This window comes from Levilactobacillus sp. (genome assembly GCF_022646225.1).
Taxonomy (GTDB): domain Bacteria; phylum Bacillota; class Bacilli; order Lactobacillales; family Lactobacillaceae; genus Levilactobacillus; species Levilactobacillus suantsaiihabitans.
This window is the reverse complement of record NZ_JALCJA010000001.1, coordinates 38,256-58,836: the sequence shown is the minus strand read 5'-3', so window position 1 is coordinate 58,836 and position 20,581 is coordinate 38,256. Positions and strand designations below refer to the sequence as shown.

At 52.5% G+C, this 20,581-nt stretch carries 24 protein-coding genes; 1 reads left to right on the top strand and 23 read right to left on the bottom strand.

Annotation, left to right across the window (positions count from 1 at the left end; all coding sequences use genetic code 11):
* Positions 1–284 precede the first annotated feature (284 nt).
* The gene (gene adhP / locus LKH74_RS00370; protein WP_135367973.1) at positions 285–1,301 is read left to right on the top strand and encodes an alcohol dehydrogenase AdhP; all 1,017 of its coding nucleotides are present in this window, start codon (positions 285–287) and stop codon (positions 1,299–1,301) included.
* Between the two features lie 368 nt (positions 1,302–1,669).
* On the opposite strand, the gene LKH74_RS00365 is transcribed toward adhP, so the two are convergent.
* From LKH74_RS00365 to mutM, 23 genes are all read right to left on the bottom strand, one after another.
* On the bottom strand, positions 1,670–2,305 hold the full coding sequence (locus tag LKH74_RS00365; RefSeq protein ID WP_287708023.1) for a matrixin family metalloprotease: 636 nt from the start codon (positions 2,303–2,305) through the stop codon (positions 1,670–1,672).
* A gap of 113 nt (positions 2,306–2,418) precedes the next feature.
* Positions 2,419–3,075 (bottom strand): matrixin family metalloprotease, encoded by a 657-nt coding sequence (locus LKH74_RS00360; RefSeq protein ID WP_135367975.1) that lies wholly within the window; start codon positions 3,073–3,075, stop codon positions 2,419–2,421.
* A 340-nt stretch (positions 3,076–3,415) separates the two neighbouring features.
* Positions 3,416–3,592 (bottom strand): hypothetical protein, encoded by a 177-nt coding sequence (locus tag LKH74_RS00355; RefSeq protein WP_167850160.1) that lies wholly within the window; start codon positions 3,590–3,592, stop codon positions 3,416–3,418.
* 93 nt (positions 3,593–3,685) lie between these two features.
* Positions 3,686–4,510, bottom strand: coding sequence for an HAD family hydrolase (locus LKH74_RS00350; protein WP_287708024.1), 825 nt, complete (start codon positions 4,508–4,510; stop codon positions 3,686–3,688).
* A gap of 494 nt (positions 4,511–5,004) precedes the next feature.
* Positions 5,005–5,193 carry a 50S ribosomal protein L32 gene (gene rpmF / locus LKH74_RS00345; RefSeq protein ID WP_125575232.1) on the bottom strand — a complete coding sequence of 63 codons (189 nt, stop codon included), beginning with the start codon at positions 5,191–5,193 and terminating at the stop codon, positions 5,005–5,007.
* 66 nt (positions 5,194–5,259) lie between these two features.
* Complete coding sequence (locus tag LKH74_RS00340; protein ID WP_135367977.1) at positions 5,260–5,811, bottom strand: DUF177 domain-containing protein; 552 nt, start codon at positions 5,809–5,811, stop codon at positions 5,260–5,262.
* 73 nt (positions 5,812–5,884) lie between these two features.
* Positions 5,885–7,033: a nucleotidyltransferase gene (locus tag LKH74_RS00335; protein ID WP_287708025.1), complete on the bottom strand. Its 1,149-nt coding sequence runs from the start codon at positions 7,031–7,033 to the stop codon at positions 5,885–5,887.
* Positions 7,034–7,035: 2 nt separating this feature from the next.
* A complete protein-coding gene (locus LKH74_RS00330; protein WP_287708026.1) occupies positions 7,036–7,779 on the bottom strand; it encodes a class I SAM-dependent DNA methyltransferase in 744 nt (247 codons plus the stop codon).
* Positions 7,776–8,132, bottom strand: a complete 357-nt coding sequence (gene rsfS, locus LKH74_RS00325) for a ribosome silencing factor (protein ID WP_287708027.1) — start codon at positions 8,130–8,132, stop codon at positions 7,776–7,778. Before rsfS ends, LKH74_RS00330 begins: the two co-directional genes overlap by 4 nt.
* 11 nt (positions 8,133–8,143) lie before the next feature.
* Positions 8,144–8,752, bottom strand: a complete 609-nt coding sequence (yqeK, locus tag LKH74_RS00320) for a bis(5'-nucleosyl)-tetraphosphatase (symmetrical) YqeK (RefSeq protein ID WP_287708062.1) — start codon at positions 8,750–8,752, stop codon at positions 8,144–8,146.
* Positions 8,742–9,374 (bottom strand): nicotinate-nucleotide adenylyltransferase, encoded by a 633-nt coding sequence (locus tag LKH74_RS00315; protein WP_287708028.1) that lies wholly within the window; start codon positions 9,372–9,374, stop codon positions 8,742–8,744. Before LKH74_RS00315 ends, yqeK begins: the two co-directional genes overlap by 11 nt.
* Before the next feature lie 15 nt (positions 9,375–9,389).
* Positions 9,390–9,698, bottom strand: coding sequence for a YhbY family RNA-binding protein (locus tag LKH74_RS00310; RefSeq protein WP_135367983.1), 309 nt, complete (start codon positions 9,696–9,698; stop codon positions 9,390–9,392).
* 18 nt (positions 9,699–9,716) lie between these two features.
* Entirely contained in the window at positions 9,717–10,859 is a 1,143-nt protein-coding gene (yqeH, locus tag LKH74_RS00305) for a ribosome biogenesis GTPase YqeH (protein WP_135367984.1), read from the bottom strand.
* Positions 10,840–11,382: a YqeG family HAD IIIA-type phosphatase gene (locus LKH74_RS00300; protein WP_125575241.1), complete on the bottom strand. Its 543-nt coding sequence runs from the start codon at positions 11,380–11,382 to the stop codon at positions 10,840–10,842. The genes yqeH and LKH74_RS00300 overlap by 20 nt, the downstream gene beginning before the upstream one ends.
* A 776-nt stretch (positions 11,383–12,158) precedes the next feature.
* Positions 12,159–12,518 (bottom strand): 50S ribosomal protein L20, encoded by a 360-nt coding sequence (gene rplT, locus LKH74_RS00295; protein ID WP_125575242.1) that lies wholly within the window; start codon positions 12,516–12,518, stop codon positions 12,159–12,161.
* Between the two features lie 70 nt (positions 12,519–12,588).
* Positions 12,589–12,783, bottom strand: coding sequence for a 50S ribosomal protein L35 (rpmI, locus tag LKH74_RS00290; RefSeq protein ID WP_287708030.1), 195 nt, complete (start codon positions 12,781–12,783; stop codon positions 12,589–12,591).
* Positions 12,784–12,833: 50 nt separating this feature from the next.
* Complete coding sequence (infC, locus tag LKH74_RS00285; RefSeq protein ID WP_125575282.1) at positions 12,834–13,358, bottom strand: translation initiation factor IF-3; 525 nt, start codon at positions 13,356–13,358, stop codon at positions 12,834–12,836.
* A gap of 403 nt (positions 13,359–13,761) precedes the next feature.
* Complete coding sequence (thrS, locus tag LKH74_RS00280; RefSeq protein ID WP_287708031.1) at positions 13,762–15,702, bottom strand: threonine--tRNA ligase; 1,941 nt, start codon at positions 15,700–15,702, stop codon at positions 13,762–13,764.
* 579 nt (positions 15,703–16,281) lie between these two features.
* The gene (gene dnaI / locus LKH74_RS00275) at positions 16,282–17,208 is read right to left on the bottom strand and encodes a primosomal protein DnaI (RefSeq protein WP_287708032.1); all 927 of its coding nucleotides are present in this window, start codon (positions 17,206–17,208) and stop codon (positions 16,282–16,284) included.
* Positions 17,209–17,211: 3 nt separating this feature from the next.
* A complete protein-coding gene (locus LKH74_RS00270) occupies positions 17,212–18,573 on the bottom strand; it encodes a replication initiation and membrane attachment family protein (protein WP_287708033.1) in 1,362 nt (453 codons plus the stop codon).
* A 3-nt stretch (positions 18,574–18,576) separates the two neighbouring features.
* Positions 18,577–19,083, bottom strand: coding sequence for a transcriptional regulator NrdR (nrdR, locus tag LKH74_RS00265; protein WP_135367989.1), 507 nt, complete (start codon positions 19,081–19,083; stop codon positions 18,577–18,579).
* Complete coding sequence (coaE, locus tag LKH74_RS00260) at positions 19,083–19,712, bottom strand: dephospho-CoA kinase (RefSeq protein ID WP_287708034.1); 630 nt, start codon at positions 19,710–19,712, stop codon at positions 19,083–19,085. The genes nrdR and coaE overlap by 1 nt, the downstream gene beginning before the upstream one ends.
* Complete coding sequence (gene mutM, locus LKH74_RS00255) at positions 19,705–20,565, bottom strand: DNA-formamidopyrimidine glycosylase (RefSeq protein ID WP_287708035.1); 861 nt, start codon at positions 20,563–20,565, stop codon at positions 19,705–19,707. Before mutM ends, coaE begins: the two co-directional genes overlap by 8 nt.
* Positions 20,566–20,581 lie beyond the last annotated feature (16 nt).

Here is a 20,581-nt window from a genome sequence, read left to right as displayed (position 1 = left end):
GCTTCTCACATTTAGTTTAATCTTAAGCACCTAAACCGGCAAAAAATCCTTCACTTGTAAAATTCAACCGGTTGCATTCGATAGTTAAGTTAGCTTTTGAAAACGGTTATGTCGTTTGCTTCACATTGTTAAATAGCTTATGATGACAATGAATAGGCGTCATAGTGCCACTTATCAGTCATCTTGAGTAAATCTTAATAATTTTTGTGCAAAATTTCACTTGAAACTGACAACTTTTGCAGTATACTGAGTCTTGTAGATAAAAAGAAAGAGGGATTGTTTTCATGAAAGCAGCAGTTATTCGCGATTCAGTTGATGGTTACGTAGATATTAAGGATGTTACCCTGCGTCCCATTACGCACGGTGAAGCCTTGGTAAAGATGGAATATTGTGGTCTCTGTCACACCGATTTACACGTCGCTGCCGGTGACTTCGGTAAGCAACCCGGCCGGATCATTGGTCATGAAGGTGTCGGTAAGGTTATCCAAGTTGCCGATGATGTTAAGAACCTGAAGATTGGCGACCGCGTTTCTATCGCTTGGTTCTTCAAGGGCTGTGGCCACTGTGAATACTGCTTGACTGGTCGGGAAACCCTTTGCCGCAACGTCAAGAACTCTGGCTTCACGGTTGATGGCGCGATGGCTGAAGAATGCATCGTGGACGCCAACTACGCCGTTAAGGTACCAGATGGCTTGGACCCAGTTGAAGCCACTTCCTTAACTTGTGCCGGTGTGACCATGTACAAGGCTCTGAAGGTCGGCGAAACCAAGCCTGGTCAATGGGTTGAAGTCGTTGGTGCCGGTGGTTTAGGCAACTTGGCTATCCAATACGCCCACAACGTCTTCGGTGCCCACGTGGTTGCCGTTGATGGGAACCCTGACAAGTTGGCCGCTGCTAAGGCTAACGGTGCCGAACTGCTGATCAACCGGCATGACGGTGACGTTGCTGAACAAATCCAAGAAAAAGTTGGCGGCGTGGACAATGCCCAAGTCACGGCTGTGAACAAGGATGCCTTCACGCAATCCGTCAACGCCTTGAAGCCAGATGGCAAATTGGTTGCCGTGGCCTTACCACAAGGTGACATGGAATTAAACATTGCTAAGACGGTCTTGGATGGGATCTCCGTTCGCGGATCCTTAGTTGGGACGCGGCAAGACCTAGCCGAAACCTTCCAATTCGGTGCTGAAGGCAAGGTTCACCCAATCGTGCAAACCCGTCGTCTTGACGAAGTTAATGATATCATTGATGAAATGAAGAATAACCAAATCGTTGGCCGGATGGTTGTTGACTTTACTAAATAAGCCACTGATTTGATCTAGGGGTTGTCGTTCGCTCAGGCGGACGGCAACCTCTTTTTTGTCTTGCTCAGATGGCTTTTGGGTGTTCACTGCCACTCAGTCTGAGCTGCTCGGCTACTGTAGCAACACCACCTAAACCAGCCGTTTAACCCACTGACTGCGACTGACCTGATAGTTGCCATCCACTTAATTAGCGTTGACTGACCGACGAAACTCTTCTAGTTAGAGAACCCCCCATCTGGCAATCGGAACTACCAGCTCTGAAGCCAACCACTAGTGAAATTTTCTTCAGTAACGCTGACGCTATTGATTGTCTTCACAGCATCACAAGCCTAATCACCTTCAGCGCCCCCTCCCAACCTCACCAAAGCCTAAAACGACCGGTACAACAGCCGCAAAGCCGCCAGATCTGGTGCCGTCAGGTGTTCTTGTTCCTGGTCCATGGCCGTCATCACCGATTTCGGATTGTCACTGTGCGCTAAGCCGACCGCATGGCCGATTTCGTGGACCGCGACTGACAGACGGATGCGTAATTCCGGATGTGCCAAATTCAAGCCCGCCTGCGCGTGATTAACCGTGGGCATTTGCCAACTGGGACGACGAATGATGTGGGGGCCACCCTTTCCCAGCTCGGCCACCGCCGAATGTTTCAGTGCCGAGTCTCGGTAGGTAAAGAAACGTACCGTGTTGTGGTGATCGGCCGCTGATCCCGGAAGCAGTCGCACGATGCCCGTTTGATTAAAAATGGCCACGGCTTGTTCAAACACTTGGCGAAATTCCCGGGCTTCTGCGTTTGCAAAATAATAGTGATACGTTGGTTGCAAGGGATGCGCCCGGGCCACGGCGTCAATGGGCGTTTGTGCGTGGGGACTGTCAATCCACATAGCCAAATGATTGACCCAGCGATCTTGGCGTAACGCCACCGTCGCCAACGATTGCCCCCACCCACTGACCACTAACCCGATGCCCAACACGATCAGCAGCCACCAGTGATGCCATCTCTTCACGTTAACCGTCCCCTTTCTGATTGCCAAGGACTAGTTTACCTGATGGCACCTAAGTATGCGATTAATCTGCAAAAGATTGGTCAAAACTCACCGGCAATTCTCCGAAAATTGCCTCATGCGTATAGATTGCGCAAAGTTTTAATATCCGCAGCCGAAAGATGCGTCTTGCCCTGATCAATGGGGTACATGACCGAGTGGCGACTCTCGCTGTGATCGAGCCCCAAGGCGTGTCCCACTTCATGAATCGCCACGGAAACTTGGCGACTCTGGGCATAAGTCAAATTGAGCCCGGCCTGAGCGTGATTGGCGGTATAGCCTTGAAATCCGGTGACTGTTTCAATCTCGGGTCCCCCTTTGCCCAGCTCCAGATACGCCGCTTGTTTCTTCGGCATGGTCATCCGATAGGCAAAAATCGTCAGGCCGTTTTGCCGCTCCGTGGCATCGCCCGCGACCAGATTGACGATCCCCGTCTCATTGTAGACGGCAATGGCCTGCTCAAACGTCGATTCCAGGTCATTGGGCACACTGCCAGCAAAGTGATAGTAATAAGTTTTCTTTAGCGTTCGCGGCTTGACGATGGACTCAACGGGGGTCGCGGTATCTTTATCCTGACGCCCCATCAATGGCAATTGCGTCTCCCATTCGTGCGTTGCTTGGGCGGCCATCGTCTGTGACATTGCAACTATTCTAGGTAGCGTCCCTTGCAGACTTGGTAGCAAAAACCAGCCACCAATGAGAACCACCAGTAAGAGACCCAATCGTTTACGCATGCTCTCGGCTCCTATTCCAAATGATTACTGTTAGTCTACCGGGAATTCACAAGCTTTACCACAAAATCCGCAAATTCGGGGGTAATCCCAAGACTTTCTTAACATTTGATCGTCGATAAATGAGATCTCTAATCTTAATTTCACCGTAAAAGCCTGATATAAAGGAATTTATAACACGTCCAGCGGAAGCTTTATCATAATCAATTGGTCCAACCAATTCTTCAAGACTTGCAGGCCACTTTGTGAAATTTTCAAATCTGACCGCGCTTTTTCCGAAAAAAAAGTCCGATCCGCTTGAAATAGCCGACCAGACGTATCGTTTTTAGCTTAAATTTCACCCTTACCATTTCCCCTGTTGCTGGACCAATGTCACCGGCACCCGGTCGTCGATCTCGCCGTGCGCGGTACTCCCAGCTAGTTGCCGGGAGCCACTGACTGCGGCGACCAGCTCGAAGCCGTCCACCAGCAGTGCGATACTGAGAACCAGTACCAATACGTCACGTCTCAAGGATTTCATCTGCGTCCCTTCCCTTTTGTTCACAGAAGAGTATACCGCAGTTGTGCCAGCGACGATGCCCCTAGCCTCGGGTAAGTTAAGTCAGCAACGTGTTTAGTCCGCTGACGACCCTAAAACTTGCGTCAAGATGGTCTGCAAGACCCCATCTTGTTCGTTGTCCCACTGGGTCACGCCCGTTGCCACGGCTTGAATCTGCGGGTCAGCGTTTTGCATGGCTAGCCCCTGGGCCGCATACTGAAGCAAGGGCACGTCGTTAGCGCCGTCGCCAAAGGCCATAATGTTCGCCGCTGAGAGGCCCAAACGCTGCGCTAGCCACTGAATGGCGGGAAGCTTGCCTACGTTAGCGGCAACCACGTCGATCACGCCATAGCCGCTGTCATGCGCATGCAAGCGACCGTCAAAGTACGTGTTCAGCTGTTCGACCAGTTGGGCCGCTTGATCCGGCAGTGTGGAAATACTGATCTTTTTAATCTTATCCGTCACAGTCCGTAAGCTCGTGACCTGTTGCAAATTATCATAATAGGCACTAGCGGCATCCAACAGCTGCTGCGGCGCCCCACTTTCCGTGTACGACCCTTGTGCCCCGGTCAAAATCACATAGGCGTGCCGCAAAAAGTCCTGTTGCCGATCGACCGTGACGAACTGGGTCACAGCTGCCGGCGATAAGCTACCGTCAAAAATCAATTGGTCTTGTTGGTAAATAGATGCGCCATTTTCCGCGACCAAGACCAAATTGTCCGCCAACGCATCCGCAAACAACTCGCGCAAGTGGGCATATTCATTTCCAGAAGCTAACACCAACGTCACGCCCCGTGCTTGCAGCTGACGCAGCACTTGCTTGAACAACGGCCGATTATAACTCTGATCATTGTGGAGCAACGACCCATTCAAATCAGTCGCAATTAATTTAATCGTCACGAGATCACCTCTCCTATTCGTGTAGTCTTATTATACGTGAAATTTGTTAAAGTTCCGGGTTTTAAAATCGCTAACTGGCTAAAATGCCCCTGACCACTAAGCGATACTGCCACGGGAAGCCGGCGCAGTCCACCAGTAGCGTTTGTTCTTAGACAAATGGCCATTGACAGCCATCAAATCAACCAGCGCTGCTGCCAACCACCACCGTAGTTGAGCGTTCGCCCGTGGGTATGGCCAGCGCCCATCCAATCTAGCTGACGGCCGAGCCTGGGGCAAAACCTTCCAGATTCTTCGCGTCACTTTTACATAGCTGAAACGTGCGCCAAAAGGCAGCCTGGTTCCGCTTAAAACTGCCAACCAAACAAGCCAAGCCCAGGATTATTCTGTTAGCAGCCTTAATGCTCGCCAGCTAATCGCCTTTCCCACTCTCAACGGCCGCAAAAAAACTCCCAGAAGCCGCGGACTTCATGGGAGTTTCATTTGACTAATTAAAATTAGTTGTTTGCGTTCTTAACCGCAACGACCTGACGGCCATCGTAGAAACCACAACTTGGGCAAACCATGTGGGCCTTACGCAACTCACCACAGTTAGGGCAAGGAGTTAAGTTCAGGGAAGCCAACTTGATGTGACCCCGACGCATACGCTTTTTCGTCTTAGACGTTTTCCGTGCTGGTACAGCCAAAGAAAACACCTCCTTTAAATAAATTATATCCACTAGTGAAAAAATTTTTAAGGCTTACAAAGGCGATTATTGATCATCCTGATCAGGGAAGAAATCCTTTAACTTTGCAAGACGTGGATCAACTGATTGATTTTCCTTCTCCACCTTTTCCAGGTCAGCCTCGGCAACGACTTCCCAGTCATTACCAGTCGGCATCTTTTCGCCCTGTTCTTCGGCTTTCGAAAGAATGTGCATCGGAATTTGTAAAATAATGTTGTCACCGACGGCCTTATCGAAATCGATTTGGTCATCTTTGACCACCATCACAACGTCGGTCTTCTCAAACCGTTGCGTCGCAGCGGCGTCAGCAACATAAAATTCCGTCATTTTGAAATCTACGGGTAAGTCTACCGGCGCTAATGACCGACTAGACGGGACCGTCAAGTCCGCGGTTACCTGTGCATCGACCACAACGTCACCGTCCACCACGGAAACCATTCCCTGGGCATGAACGGGGCTTAAATCCAAGACGTCATCGCCGTAGCGTTCCATTAAGTCAGCCTTCAAATCCAACGTTTCGTCGAACGAAAGTGGCTCATTTCGGTAATTCTTGCGGAGCTCGGTCAACGACCATTTCATCGCAATCCCTCCAATGCAACGTGATAAATTATACCTGTCAAAAAATGTGATGTCAAGGTAATTTCCTTGATAGTCATTCAGAATCGTCTTTTTTTACCGGAATTCGGCCGTAATCCTGGTCGATACCCGTCAAAAGTGTGCGAATGGCGCCGGCTCGGTCGTCCAATTCGCCGGGACCCTTTTGCCAATCCCGGTCGGCCCGACTGACCAGCGGCAGGGCCACCTGCTTTTTGATCTGATGCAAATACGCCTGGCCGGCCGCCGAATACCCCAACACGCGCAGGTATTGCGGTCCCGCCAACATCTCTGCTGGTTTGGCCTGCAACAAGATACCTGCCGCTTGGCGTTGAATCCGGGTGTACGTATACCGCTTGGTCTTAGCCGCATGCATGAATGTGGCAAACGTCGAACTGGCCAAGGCCGCACGCTTGAGGCGATACTCCACGCCTTCCGTGATCTGATACAGTTGGCGTAAATCGGCGACATCGCTGCTGACCAGCTGATAACGCAACCACGGCCAAAAATCCGGCCAACTGGTCAGTTGGGTCTGCTGCAAGCGTGTCAGGGTGCTGGTCGGCACCACCGATTCGATGGCGGCCCAATCCCCCGCCAAGGCGGCCGAACGAATGGCCGTGGCGCTGGCAAAGGCCGTGTCCGCCGTAATCGTCGCATCATTGTGCTGACTGCCCCGCCGCGCCAAAGGCAACAGCGTCAGCGGCCGGTCCGCCCGTCGATTGGCCAAGGCATAAAAGAAGCCCAGGATATCGTTGGCGGCATTCAACGTGATGCCCGTTTGCTCGCGCAGATAACCCTGAAAGAGCGACGCGTACGTTTGGTCAAAGCGTTTGAAGGTCGCCGGATTCGTGGGTAAATGCGCCATTAAGCGCTGATAGTCCATGTCCGGGTGTTCGGTCCCAAACGCCAACCAATGGCACTGTAGGGCCGCTAAGAGCCGGACACCGCCCGCTGCGAACAAATGCGCCGGCTGCAAGGCACTCGCCGTGGGCAATTCGACGACCAGGTCGACCCCACCGGCTAAGGCAGCCGCAGTCCGTTGCCATTTATCCATCAGGGCTGGTTCGCCCCGCTGGACCCAGTTACCACTCATGGCGGCAACGACCACATCGGCGCCCGTTCGTTGGCGCGCCTGGTCGATCTGGTAGGCGTGCCCATTATGAAACGGATTATATTCCGCGATGATGCCGACTGCCTGTAACGTCATGTCTACGCCTCCCGTGTCACCTCAAAGAACCACCGAGTCGTGTCGGGTGCAACCTCATGTTCACCGAAGTCGGCGCTGACGCGTTTTACGGTCAACCCCGCGGCGGCCAAGGCGCGTTGGTAATCTGCCAACGGATAGGTCCGTTCATGATGCAACTCCGTCACCTTGCGATACTCGCCCGTTTCTTCATTCTTCGTGAAGAAGGTCAAGTCGTGTTCAGCGGCATGGGTCTCGTCTTCGATTCCGTAACTGGTCCAGACGAACGCCCGGGTCTCATCCACATAATTGTACATGTACCCGGGGTAAACGTCATCCGTTTGGTGCGGCGTGATGACGTCAAACAAGAACTGACCACCCACAGCCAAGTGATCGTGCACCTGAGCAAAGGCCTGGGTCACCTGATCCAAGTCGCTCAGGTAGCAAAATGAATCCGCAAAACACGTCACGGTTTGGTATTGCCCAATGTCACTGAGATCCAACATGTTGCCCGCCATCAACGGCATGGTCACATCGGCTTCTTCGGCGTGCTTGGCGGCCAACGCCAGCATCTCTTCACTCAGATCCAAACCACTGACCTGATAGCCGTGCTGGGCCAACAAGACGCCTAAGCGGCCACTCCCACACGCCAGGTCCAGTAGCTCCCCACTGGTTGGAGCCACCCGGTTAGCGACAAAATCCAGCCATTGGTCATACATGGCTGGATCAAAAAGTTCGTCGTAAAGCTCTGCAAAGGATTGATAGATCATGCTTCAACCCATTGGCCCAGATCAATCTCTGGGGCGTCTGACCAGAGCTTTTCTAAGTTGTAATGGCTGCGTTGGTCCTTTTGGAAGACGTGAACGACCACGTCGCCCAAGTCGATCAGGATCCATTCAGCGCTGTTCTTACCTTCGACGTCGCGAATGGCCACGTTGTTGACGTTCATTTGGTCAACGATCTCATCAGCAATGGCTTGTACTTGCCGGTTCGAGTTGGCTTCCATGATCAAGAAATAGTCGGCCATTAAGCTGACCTTGGTCATATCTAAAGCCACCATGCCTTCTGCACGCTTGTTTTCTGCAGCCTTCACTGCGATTTCTAAAATTGCTTTACTTTCCATAGTTTCCCCTCTCAAATAGTCGGATATTGTGGCACCCACGCGTTGTAGGTGTCGATCGACTTAGGATAGACTGGCTTGCCGTTTTCGACCAAATACTCCAGCGTGTGCTTGGCTTGAAACGCCACGCTTTTCGCCAGGTCCGTTTTCGCCAATTGCCGCGCCTCATCGACTCCCGGGAAGTCCCGTTGCGGTTCGATGTAGTCGGCCATGTAGACGATTTGTTCCAAGGGCGACATGTAGACCGCCCCGGTCGTGTGGTGACGCACGGCATTCAAGATATCTTCATCGTAAATGCCCAGCTCATGCTTGATCAATTCAGCCCCCACGACCCCGTGCCAAATAGCGTTGCCGTAGTCCAGCAACATGGGATCCAAGTGGTACTGCTTGATGGCCGTGATGAAGTCCTCGTCTGGTCGTTGCTTGGCGTAATCGTGAACCAAACCGGCAATGCTGGCCTTTTCCAGGTCGACAGCATTGCGCTTGGCCAATGTGATGGCCGTTTGTTCCACGCGTTGCACGTGCTTAAACCGTTTGGGCTTCAACTGTTGACTGATTTTGGCCAACAGTTCCGCGCGCGTCCCAGCAAAAATATTTTCAGTGTAGGTTAGTTCAGTCACGATATAATAGATGCTCCTTAATGTAGAGATCGACCATGGTCGGGACCAGGTAACGCACGGATTGCCCCCGGCGCACCTGTTCTCTGATCATCGTTGAACTGATCCCGATTTGCGGGACGTCGACCCACAAGACGGGGTACGGCGACTCGCGATTAAATCCCTGACGACAAACGCCGACGAACTGGACCAATTTGACCAGCTCGTCAATGCGGTACCACTTCGGCAAGTAAGCGACCATGTCGCCACCAATAATGAAGTAGTACTGGTTTTCCGGATGGGCCTGCGTCAGCTGTAACATGGTGTCATAGCTGTAGCTGCGGCCGCCCCGTTGCACTTCCGTGAGTTCCAAGTCGAACCGCGGATTGTCCTTGATGGCCGCCTTGACCATCGCCACGCGGTCCTTGGCGGGAATCGTCAACTTGCGATCCACGTGCGGCGGCTCGGCATCCGGCATGAATAAGACTTTATCCAGCCCCAACTGGGTCGCCACTTGATCCGCAATGACCAAGTGTCCCAAATGCGGTGGGTTAAACGTCCCACCCAGGATACCAATTCGCCGTTTCTCAGCGGTCGCCGCTAATTGGGTCGCCACTTGTGTACTCGTTCGTTCTAGGATCTTCACCACGACTGCCAGACCTCCCTACATGTTTTCCACGATTGGTGAAATCTTTTGGTTTTCTGCCTCGGTAGCGACCCGGTATAAGACCAAGACGCGCCCGATAGTTTGAACCACCTGAATGTCGGTGTTGTCTTCGATAAAGGCCTTGGTTTCGTCAACGGAAACGTCGGCGCTTTGTTGCAGATTGATTTTGATCAATTCCCGATTTTCTAAAGCACCGGTCAGTTGATCCAACCAGGTCTGGGTCAGCCCATTTTTACCCACGGAAAAGAGTGGGCGCATGGCATGGGCGTGGGCCCGTAAATAACGTTTTTGTTTTCCTCGTAGCAAGTTGTTGTCCTCCAATTTTTAAATCATTGCTCGGCGAATCAAGACACCGACACCCGCGGGCGCCCAGCCAGTCACATTGACTCCGGCTGGCACGGTGATCCACCCCAGGCCCTCAAAGACCAGGTCACTCTTGACCGTCGTCTTAAATTCGTGAGCCACGAGCGGCGGGAAGTCATCCTTCGTGTCGGCATGCGGTGGTGTCAACAGCTGGCCCAATTGCCGCGCGTAAAAGTCGTCAGCGTTTTCCAGCTTGGTGCGGTGAATGTAGAGATTGTTTTCAAAATAAGCCGTGAACCCGTTCTTCGGGCCCTTGGTGTAGTCAAACCGCGCAATGCCGCCCAAGAACAGGGTTTGTTGATCATTGAGTTGGTAATTCTTGGGTTTGATTGGCTTTTGCGGCGTCACAATCTTGAGGTCCTTGCCGTCCAGGTAGTGCGCCATTTGTTGGTTTTGAATGATCCCGGGCGTATCGACCAACACGTGGTCATCGTCCAGTGGCAGTTCAATCTTATCCAACGTGGTCCCAGGGAACCGTGACGTGGTGATCAGGTCTTGCACCCCGGTATTTTGTCGAATCACCTGGTTGATCAGCGTGGACTTCCCCACGTTGGTGACCCCGACCACGTACACGTCTCGGTCGCCCCGGTACTTGTCGATCAATTGTAACAGGCCATCCACGGATTGGTTGGTCTTGGCACTCAGCAGCGTCACGTCGATTGGCCGCAGCCCCTCTTCGTTGGCGCGTTGGCGCAGCCAGTCCCGTAACTTACTGCGTTTCAGTGAGCGCGGCAAGAGGTCTTCTTTGTTGCCGACCAGTAGGACTGGATTATCACCGACAAAGCGGTGCAGTCCCGGAATCACACTACCGTTAAAGTCGAAGATGTCCACCACGTACACGATCAAGGCGTTGGCGTCTTGAATCTGCGTCAACAGGCGTAAGAAGTCATCATCGGTCAAGCCGACGGGCACGATTTCGTTGTAGTGCCGGAGCCGGAAACACCGTTGACAATAGACTTCTTCTTTTTCGATACCCTTGTCGAGCGCGGATTGCGGGGTGTACCCCGGTGCCGTCTTATCCGTGGTTTGCACGACCGCTCCACAGCCAATGCAGTGAAGTGGCTCGCCATCAATGACGACCGGTTCAATGTGTTTTTCGTTCATTAAGATCCTCCTGCCAAGTTAATTCGGGGTAGTTGTGCCGCAAGCGCCACATGACTACCTTTTCCAATAACCGATTGCCCTTCGTGATCCAGGCATCTGAGCTTAAAATGGGTTTGACTAAGACGCTTCTGACACCGCTATGATGCGCGGCCCAGACGTCCGTCAACAATTGATCACCCACCATGACGACCTCGTCGCGGCGTAAATGCCAGCGACGTAAGGCCCGATTCAATCCCCAAGCCAATGGTTTGAGCGCCCGGTGAATGTAGGGCAGGTTAAATGGTGCCACAGCGCGGTCAACCCGAGCGCGACTGTTGTTAGACACCACAATCACCTGAATCCCTGCCAACTCCAACAAATTGAGCCAATGATGCAATTCTGGCGTGCCGTCTGGGTTATTCCACGCAATCAGCGTATTATCCAGATCGGTCATGACCGCCTTGATGCCGTTGGCCCGCAAATCTGTTGGCGTCAAATCGTATATGTTCGTAACCATCCACGTGGGTTTGAATCCAGAAACCATGCGGGTGACTGCCCCCCTTCGTTCGTTTGCCAGTATTGGCATGTCTAGCTTTTTATTATACGCAATTTTGGCCGATTTTACCACCATCAGCCGTCGAGAATCCCCAACTGTTTTCTGGTGGCGTTACCATTTTCTGTGCTGTCCGCCTTGCCGGTTGTCCCATACGCCACTCATAGCGTTGGGATTAGCTGTTGACCGCATCATAGTGGCAACTGGCCGCCTACCGTTCGCCAAATATGGGTTGGAACGCTGGGGCGGACGGGTCGAGCCGAGAAACACGTCTATATCTGTCACATAGCCGAAACGTGCGCCAACAGGCAACTGGTTCCGCTTAACACTGCTAGGCAAATAATCCAAGACCGGGATTATCCGCCTAGCAGTGTTAATGCTCGCCAGTTAACCGCCTGTCGTCACACTCTTGTTAAGCGGCTGAACCCATATTTGGCGAACTCTCGGCTACAATGGCGCTACCGCTAAAAATTGTCTTAGTCGCAACTAACTTGTCTACTCGCTGCGACCAACGCGGCATCACTGATAGCCGCCAACCTTGCTGGAGTCAGCCAAGGATGGTCCCATCTGGAACCGAAAGACCGTTCCTCATGCTAGCGGTGTCCCCTGAGCAGGCGGAAATCCTGACTGATGCAGACAACTGGTTTCACCAATTTCAGGCGTCAGAACACCGCCGTTTCAGCAATTAAAGTGTCAATTCTAATTTCAACCTTCAAATCGTAATAAAAAAGACCCCGCCGCAGCGAAGTCCTTTCAAATTGACTGAATTAAGCAGCCAAAGCTTCCTTAGCTTGGTCAGCTAAGGCCTTGAATGCAGCAGCGTCGTTCACTGCTAAGTCAGCTAACATCTTCCGGTTAACGTCGATGTTGGCTAACTTCAAACCGTGCATCAACTTGCTGTAGCTCAGACCGTTCATCCGGGCTGCGGCGTTGATCCGGGCAATCCAAAGCTTCCGGAAGTTACGCTTAGTGGCTTTCCGGTCACGGAAGGCGTATTGACGGCCCTTCATGACTTGGTCCTTGGCAACCTTAAATAAACGGTGCTTTGAACCACGGTAACCCTTAGCTAACTTTAAAACCTTCTTGCGACGTGCGCGTGTAACAGTACCGCCTTTAACTCGTGGCATAATCTTTTCCTCCTAAATCAATTCAAACATTATGTCGACATTTCGTCGACCCGAAAAATTTCCGACTAGCTTACTTTTGTAATAAAGAATGGTAAGTCTTAACAGTCGTTTCGTTCATCATCCGGGTACCACGAAGGTTCCGGCGTTGCTTCTTGGTCTTACCGTGGAAACGGTGAGACGTGTATGCGTTGGCACTCTTGATACCGCCCTTGGCAGTCACTTTGAAACGCTTAGCTGCGGCGCGGTTAGTCTTCATCTTTGGCATAATACGAAATTTCCTCCTTAAATCGGCAGCTAAAGCTACCCAATCAATTCTTACTTAGTCTCAGCGATAGGCGCCAGCATTAAGAACATGCTCCGTCCATCCATCTTAGGCCGTTGTTCAACCGTAGCGACTTCAGAAGTCTCCTGAGCCATCCGGTTGAGCACCTCGCGACCAATGTCTTTATGCGTAATTGCCCGACCCTTAAACCGGATTGAGACCCGGACTTTTTCACCCTTGGCCAAGAACTTCTTAGCGTTCTTCAGCTTGGTGTTAAAGTCGTTGGTATCAATGGTAGGACTGAGCCGTACTTCTTTGACACTGACCACTTTTTGCTTCTTCCGTGCTTCACGTTGCTTCTTTTGCAACTCAAAACGGTATTTCCCGTAGTCCATGATGCGGGCTACTGGTGGTTTAGCTTTCGGTGCAACCAGAACTAAATCGAGGTTAGCGTCTTCAGCGATCTGTAAAGCTTCACGCTTGGACTTAATACCCAATTGTTCACCGTCGCCGGCAATCAATCGAACTTCGCGTGCGCGAATCCCCTCGTTGACAATCGTGTCGTTTGCTATGGTAATCCACCTCCAAAATAATCTCGAGAACTGCAGAAATCTCACTCAATAAAAAAATGCGGGAACCTTTGATCAAAAATCAAACAGCTCCCGCATGAAATCCAATCCAAAGATCGAACTAACGTGCCTATCTAGCCCGGCAGCGTTAGCCACGGGGCGAGAAGCGGAAGCCTCTGCTTAATTTCTCAACTTAATCATCATACCAGCTAGTCCAGCACATGTCAACAGTGTTTCGTGATTAAAATGTTTGGCTACCAGCAAGCTGACTGGTTCGTCGCAACACGGACAGACGAGAAACCGTCTCAGCACAGGTGCCGCCGGGTCAAGACAACAAAAGGGCCGAGGCAAGACCCCGACCACCTTTGCATCAACACTCTTCTATTCTCTGGTTACTCGCCAGAAGCCTGATTTAGTCTTCACGACTGTATGAGGCGATGTCGGCTAAGATTTCCTTAACAAAGGCATCACTGCTCATGGATTGGCTATCGTCTTCCCCGTACTTGCGGACGGAGACCGTGCCGTTAGCCATTTCGTCTTCACCCACGACCAACGTGTATGGAATCTTGTGGGTTTGGGCATCCCGAATCAGGTAACCCATCTTTTCACCACGCTTGTCGACGTTGACCCGTACGTCAGCGACCTTTAATTCAGCGGCTAACTTGTCCGCGTAGGCACCGTGCTTTTCTTCAGAAACCGGAATGATGGTAACTTGCTTAGGTGCCAACCAAGTTGGGAAGGCGCCCTTGTAGATTTCAGTCAGGTAAGCGGTGAACCGTTCCATCGTGGAAACCAACCCACGGTGAATCATGACTGGACGGTGTTCTTCACCATCGGCACCGATGTAATGCAGGTCAAACCGTTCTGGCAACATGAAGTCCAATTGAATGGTGGATAACGTTTCTTCGTTCCCCAGGGCCGTCTTGGTTTGGACGTCCAACTTAGGACCGTAGAAAGCAGCTTCCCCTTCGGCTTCGACGTAAGGTAAGCCCAGGTCATCCATGGCACCCTTCAACATCGTTTGGGCGTTGTTCCACATTTCATCATCGTCAAAGTACTTTTCCGTGTTCTTAGGATCACGGTAGCTCAAACGGAACGTGTAGTCCTTGATATCAAAGTCACGGTAAACCTTGACCATCAAGTCCAAGATGCTCTTGAATTCGTCTTGGATTTGTTCTGGAGCCACGAAGGTGTGACCATCGTTCAGCGTCATTTCCCGAACCCGTTGCAGACCACTCAGGGCACCGGACTTTTCGTAACGGTGCATCATCCCTAATTCGGCAATTCGCAATGGCAATTCGCGGTAAGAACGGATGTGGTGGTTGTAGATTTGAATGTGGCTTGGGCAGTTCATTGGCCGCAATTCAAGTTGTTCGCCATCCCCCATGTCCATTGGTGGGAACATGTCTTCACGGTAGTGGGCCCAGTGACCGGATTGCTTGTACAGATCCAGGTTGGCCAGCACTGGCGTGTAAACGTGTTGATAGCCGTTGGCAACTTCTTTGTCGATGATGTAACGTTCGATGGTCCGCCGAATCGTGGCCCCGTTTGGCATCCAGTAAGGCAAGCCGGCGCCGACCTTAGGATCCACGAAGAACAGGTCTAATTGGTTCCCGATAACCCGGTGGTCGCGTTCACGGGCTTCTTGGCGCTTAGCCAAATCAGCGTCCAGGTCAGCTTGCTTGTAAAAGGCCGTCCCGTAAATCCGTTGGAGCATTGGGTTAGAGGACTTACCTTGCCAGTAAGCACCGGCAACAGACAGCAACTTGAACTTCTTCACGTCACCGGTGTTGGCCAATTGGGCACCGTCACTTAAGACTTGGTAATCGCCAATCTTCAAGAAGGAAACCGCATCCCCGTCAACCGCGTTGATCAGGTCCGTGCTGTAAGGATCATCCTTGACCAAGGCCAAAGCGTCGGCCTTCGGTAAGCTGGTCCGTTCGATAGCTAATTTATCACTCACTAATTTTTCAACGATCACGCTCAAGGCGTCTAATTCATCAACGCTGACTTGTTGGTCGTCCTTGTCGGTATCCACGAAGAACCCGTCTTCATCGGCACTGACTTCACCCAAGCGGATAGCTGGGAATTGCTTCTTCAAGGCGATCCGCAATAAAGCAGCGGTCGTGTTCCGCAGAACGCTCAAGCCTTCAGCGCTATCCTTGGTGACGATTTCGATGGCCCCATCGCCGGCTAATGGCGTTAAGTAGTCGACCAATTTGCCGTCTAACTTAGCGGCCACAGCCTTCTTAGCCAAGCTGATTGAAATCGACTTGGCCACGTCAGCGGGCGTCGTACCTGCTGGAAAGTCCTTGGACTTACCATCAGGGAATTGAATTGAAATATCTGCCATAATGATGATCTCCCTTATAGAAATTTGGGTAAACGACGCAAAAAGTCCCCAGCACCTAAGAAGGTACTGGGGACGTCAATAACGTGGTTCCACCCGATATTTTTCACGAGACTGGTCCCGTGAACTCTAGTCGTTGATAACGGGACGGACCGGCCGAAAATTTCCTCTCGACAGCTGATAGAAAGTGGTAATGTTTGCGGTCGCTAAGTCGGCTTCCAAGCTAGGCCAACTCTTCCTGTGAACGATCCCGTAAACACCATGTCTTTCGTCATAGCTCTTTTGGTTTCACAGACTATTAAACACTTGCCGGCAGCGATTGTCAAGGATTTCTCTTAAGATTTAGTGGCTGCTCAGCGGGATTTTTAGTCAAGTTTTGCCAGGTTTTCAAGCGAACCGGAAGACCGCCCCCTCAGGCTGGAAGCGTTCACCAGAGCAAGCCCCATCCTAGCCTGACGCAGGCGCCTAGTTTCACCAATTTCAGGTGTCAGAACGCCGTCATTACGGCAATCAGCGCGCTAATTTTAGGTTCAGCCTTCAGATGATACTCGCCCCGCGACGCATCAAGGCCAGATGATGTGCCTACTGCGGACGCCGGTTCACTCCAACCATCGTGATTTCCCGGGCCAAGAAACGAATGCGTTGCATCAGCCGCTGAGCCTTCAACGGTTCGTCATCCCCCCGCGTGGAGATTCGCAGGTGTTCTTTTTCCAGCTGTTCCATGGAGAAGTTGGAGCTAAAGAACGTTGGCAGTTCTTCTTGCATCCGGTATTCCAGGATCACGCCTAACACGTCGTCACGCACCCACGCGGACATGGCATCGGCCCCGATATCATCAATCATGAGGACCGGCGACTTCTTCAAGGCGTCCAGCTTTTCCGCCACTCCATTTTGCGCGATGGCGTTTTTCATTTCCACGGCAAAGCTGGGAAAGTGAACTAACGTGGTGGAGAACCCATCAGCGGCTAATTGGTTGGCGACGGCGGCCAGCAGGTAGGTCTTACCGACACCAAAGCTCCCCGCCAAATACAGGGCCTGGTGACGCCGTTTAGGACTGGCCTCGTAAGCATCGACGAAATCTAGCGCGGCCATTAAGGCTTCCGCGCGGTCCGGATCTTGGTCAAAATTTTTCAAATCAGCCTCGCGAATGCTCTTGGGCATGGCGATAGACTTCACCCGTTGCCGCAATTGCTGCTGGGCCTGTTTTTCCTGCGTTTCCTTGGTCGGCACGTAGGCCACGTCGATCAGGTGGTTGGAAACGATCAGCTGGGGTTCATAGCCCGTCGCAAAGGTCGTCCCCCCGTTGGCCAATTTTTCGCGTTCACTGACGAATTCGTACAGCTTGGCGGCCGAGCGCGTCAAGACGTCGTCGGCCAACTCATCACGGTGTGCCTGATAAAAGGCCGTTACCGTGGGGTCATCGTAGACCTTCGCCATCAACTGCCGGTAATTATCGTTCAAATGCCGCTGATTCATTAACTGTTGCATGGTCTTACTCAAGTCTTCCATCGGTTATGCCTCCTTCCCATCGTTACTGTGTGCTTGGAGCTTGGCGATCCGCGCCTGCAACTGCTTTTGTTGCTGCTCGGATAGCTTGGCTTGTGTCGCGGACGGCTTGGCAGCGGGCTTTTTGGCCCAATCCGGCAGCGTCTCCTTGACGGTCGGTTGCCGGCGACGAGATTGCCGCGGCTGTTGGGCCGCCTGTTGCCGTTCACGAATCTTCTTGATGGCCAACTGCGGCGTCGTCACTTTGCTCTTACTCCAGTCGTTTGCAATCGTATCCATCAAGTTTTTGTTCAACGTCGGCCGTTCTTCATCGACCAACACGTGATAGATCATGAGATTCAAGACGGCATCGGGAAACAACTGACGACTGACCAGGTCGCGGACGATTCGCTGTTCGCCATCCGTCACGAACCCGCCGTTCTTTTGTTTGATGCCTTGCAAAAATAAGGCGGGCACGGACTTGCTGGCCACGGTGATCAACGTTTGCTCGGCCGAACTCAGCCGCTCACCAGTGGGCTGGGTCGTCGTTGGGGATGTGGCCGCTGGCTGACCCCGGTGTTGCCGCGAGAAGTCTTGGGCAATCACGCGTTTGAACTGCTCAGGGTCAAATTGATTGGTCGCCAGATCCGTGGCATCCCCCACGTATCTGGCCATGGTCACCTCATCCAGGTTATAGGTGGCGTGCTCCGTCAAGAGCAATTGCCGGTAGCTACGCAACGCCTTGGTGTCGATGAACGAATGTTCCAAGATTTCCCCCAGCAATTTGAAGTCAAAATCCTCGTGGGACGTCGGCGTCAATGCCGGCGCGGCGTCGTCATTGGGGAGGTCTTCGCGTGTGGCCGTAATGGCGGCCGGTAAGCGGTTGAGTTCCTGACCATCCACGTGAAAGACGTCGAGAAAGTTCTTGGTAATGTCTTGTTCATCTGACGCAGTTTGCGGTTTCACGGTATTGACGGTCACCAGCGTCCGGTAGGCCTCTTCGCCGATTACACCGAGCAGCTGCACGCTCAATAAATCATCGCGGAAAAAATCTGCCGGAGCTAAGGGCGCCTGCAATTCGTAAACGAAACTGGTCAGCTCCCCTGACGTTTTGACCTTGGTCGTCAGCAAGCCGGTCGCTTCCAGCCGCAAGCGCGCCTCGTAGAAATGTGCCAGGTCCATCCCCAGCAACCCCAACAAGGTGGCATGGCGCTGGTACTCCCCGCGTTTGGGAAGCCAAAAAAGGGCCGAGTACAGCCCCGCGGCACTCGGTCCCACAATCGGCTGGTAAAGCTGGGTCAACGTTTGCCAACTCTGATCGGTCAAGCGATCCGCTAACCGCACCAAAAAGCCCGTTCGTGGTTTTAATTGGTGCCAGGAATTTTCCATGCTTTACTTCGCCTCACTTTGTCCCTGGTCTGATTCATGCTTTTTTTCTTTTTGTTTGTCTTTGGCCAGCATATCCTTCAACTCGTTGAAGAAGACACCGGTATCCTTGAATTGCCGATAAACGCTGGCAAAGCGAATGTAGGCGATTTCGTCAACGTCGACCAGACGATTCATGACGTATTCCCCAATCAACTGACTGGAGATCTCATTGACGCCTAACGCGCGAATCTTGTTTTCCACTTCGTCGACGATATTGGTCATGACATCCATGCCCACTGGGCGTTTTTCAGCGGAACGAATGATGCCTCGCAGGATCTTCTCCCGATTGAACTCTTCTCGCGTCCCATTTTTCTTGATCACTAGCAGCGGCGTAACTTCAACCCGCTCAAACGTCGTGAACCGAAAACCACAGTTCTCGCACTCACGACGGCGGCGAATCACGCGCCCGTCGTCGGTGGGTCGACTATCAACGACCCGCGATCCATTATGATGACAGTGTGGACACTGCATTATTGTTCACCTCGTTTTAAATGGTTACTGTTGCCAAACTTATTGGCGTCAAGCCATTTTACCACTTGTTGGCGTGTTTGGGCAATCGTTCCCCCGTTATCAATAACCACGGTGGCCTGCGCGATTTTCTTAGCAAGCGGCCACTGCCGATCCATTCGCGCCTGTGCATCCGCCGCCGAAAGCCCGTCACGCGCCATTAACCGCTGCTTTTGTGTTGGCACATCGGTCGCTACGACCATGACGTGATCGACCAGATGAATCAGGTAACCTACCTCAAAAAAAGTTGGCGCGTCGATCATGACGACCGGCACTTGTTGGGCCTTGGCCGCCGCTAATTCTCGGCGAATCTGCGCTTGAATCAACGGTGCCGTAATGGCTTCCAGCTTCTTCAATTCGGCCGGCTGGGTGAAGACCCACTGGCCCAATTTCTTCCGGTCCAAGCCCGCTTCCGTCACGAAGTCCGCCCCAAAGGTCTGCGCAATCTGCTGCAGACCCTGCGTTTTGGGCGCAACGACTTGCCGGGCAATGATGTCGGCATCGATCACGGGAATGCCCGCCGCGCGCAGCCACGCGCTCACGGTCGATTTTCCCGTCGCAATGCCCCCGGTCAATCCCCATACCTCAGTCATCTGTCAACGCCTCCAATGCGTCTAGCGGCACCGGCTGACACCGCGGGCAATAGTGCGTCCCTCGCTGGGCCACCTTGATTTTCACGATTTCGGTCCCGCAACGCTCACAGGGTTCCCCCTCGCGGCCATAGACATGCAGGTGGTTTTGAAATTGCCCCGCTTCGCCAAAGGCCGTGGAAAACGAATGCACGGTGGTCCCGTGACCCTGAATGGCCAGGCCAATTTCCGTAATAATACTTTGCCGTAGCGTCTCTAACTGGTCATCGGACAGTTCGTCGGCCGGCGTTAAGGGATTGATCTTCGACAGCCACAGCACCTCATCAGCATAAATGTTGCCCAACCCCGCGATTTTCGACTGATCGAGCAAGAAGGGCTTGACCACCTTGTGTGACTTGTGAAAGATCTGTTGCATATACGCCAGCGTCAGCGTGGCTTCGGTGGGTTCTGGTCCCAATTTGCCCAATGATGGTAAGGCCGTGCCTTCCGTTCCCGTCGGCACCAGACGCATGCGGCCGAACTTACGGGTGTCCGTGTAGCGCAGGTCGCGCCCATCGGTCAGATGAAAGACCACATGGGTGTGCTTGGTAATGGGACTGCCGGTCGGTTGCACGTCATATTTGCCTTCCATCCGCAAATGCGAGACCATCGTCAGCTCGCCACTAAAGCGAAATAACAGGTACTTGCCCCGCCGGTCGATACGCTCGATCTGCCGGCCAATCAACTCCGCGGTAAACACTTCGGCTTCCGGCGTGACCATTTTTCCATAATAGACGTCAACGTGGTCGATCGTGGCGCCTTGAACCAGGCGGGTCAATCCCCGTCGAACCGTTTCAACTTCAGGTAATTCTGGCATCGCTTATCGTCTCCCT

What these genes read in the sequence shown, in the direction of transcription:
- LKH74_RS00360 (WP_135367975.1), bottom strand. Translation starts at nt 3,075, where the DNA reads ATGCGTAAACGATTGGGTCTCTTACTGGTGGTTCTCATTGGTGGCTGG.
- nrdR (WP_135367989.1), bottom strand. Translation starts at nt 19,083, where the DNA reads ATGCAGTGTCCACACTGTCATCATAATGGATCGCGGGTCGTTGATAGT.
- dnaI (WP_287708032.1), bottom strand. Translation starts at nt 17,208, where the DNA reads ATGGAAGACTTGAGTAAGACCATGCAACAGTTAATGAATCAGCGGCAT.
- LKH74_RS00330 (WP_287708026.1), bottom strand. Translation starts at nt 7,779, where the DNA reads ATGATCTATCAATCCTTTGCAGAGCTTTACGACGAACTTTTTGATCCA.
- LKH74_RS00355 (WP_167850160.1), bottom strand. Translation starts at nt 3,592, where the DNA reads ATGAAATCCTTGAGACGTGACGTATTGGTACTGGTTCTCAGTATCGCA.
- adhP (WP_135367973.1), top strand. Translation starts at nt 285, where the DNA reads ATGAAAGCAGCAGTTATTCGCGATTCAGTTGATGGTTACGTAGATATT.
- rplT (WP_125575242.1), bottom strand. Translation starts at nt 12,518, where the DNA reads ATGCCACGAGTTAAAGGCGGTACTGTTACACGCGCACGTCGCAAGAAG.
- mutM (WP_287708035.1), bottom strand. Translation starts at nt 20,565, where the DNA reads ATGCCAGAATTACCTGAAGTTGAAACGGTTCGACGGGGATTGACCCGC.
- coaE (WP_287708034.1), bottom strand. Translation starts at nt 19,712, where the DNA reads ATGACTGAGGTATGGGGATTGACCGGGGGCATTGCGACGGGAAAATCG.
- LKH74_RS00270 (WP_287708033.1), bottom strand. Translation starts at nt 18,573, where the DNA reads ATGGAAAATTCCTGGCACCAATTAAAACCACGAACGGGCTTTTTGGTG.
- LKH74_RS00340 (WP_135367977.1), bottom strand. Translation starts at nt 5,811, where the DNA reads ATGAAATGGTCGTTGACCGAGCTCCGCAAGAATTACCGAAATGAGCCA.
- yqeH (WP_135367984.1), bottom strand. Translation starts at nt 10,859, where the DNA reads ATGAACGAAAAACACATTGAACCGGTCGTCATTGATGGCGAGCCACTT.
- rpmI (WP_287708030.1), bottom strand. Translation starts at nt 12,783, where the DNA reads ATGCCAAAGATGAAGACTAACCGCGCCGCAGCTAAGCGTTTCAAAGTG.
- LKH74_RS00335 (WP_287708025.1), bottom strand. Translation starts at nt 7,033, where the DNA reads ATGACGTTACAGGCAGTCGGCATCATCGCGGAATATAATCCGTTTCAT.
- rsfS (WP_287708027.1), bottom strand. Translation starts at nt 8,132, where the DNA reads ATGGAAAGTAAAGCAATTTTAGAAATCGCAGTGAAGGCTGCAGAAAAC.
- LKH74_RS00300 (WP_125575241.1), bottom strand. Translation starts at nt 11,382, where the DNA reads ATGGTTTCTGGATTCAAACCCACGTGGATGGTTACGAACATATACGAT.
- thrS (WP_287708031.1), bottom strand. Translation starts at nt 15,702, where the DNA reads ATGGCAGATATTTCAATTCAATTCCCTGATGGTAAGTCCAAGGACTTT.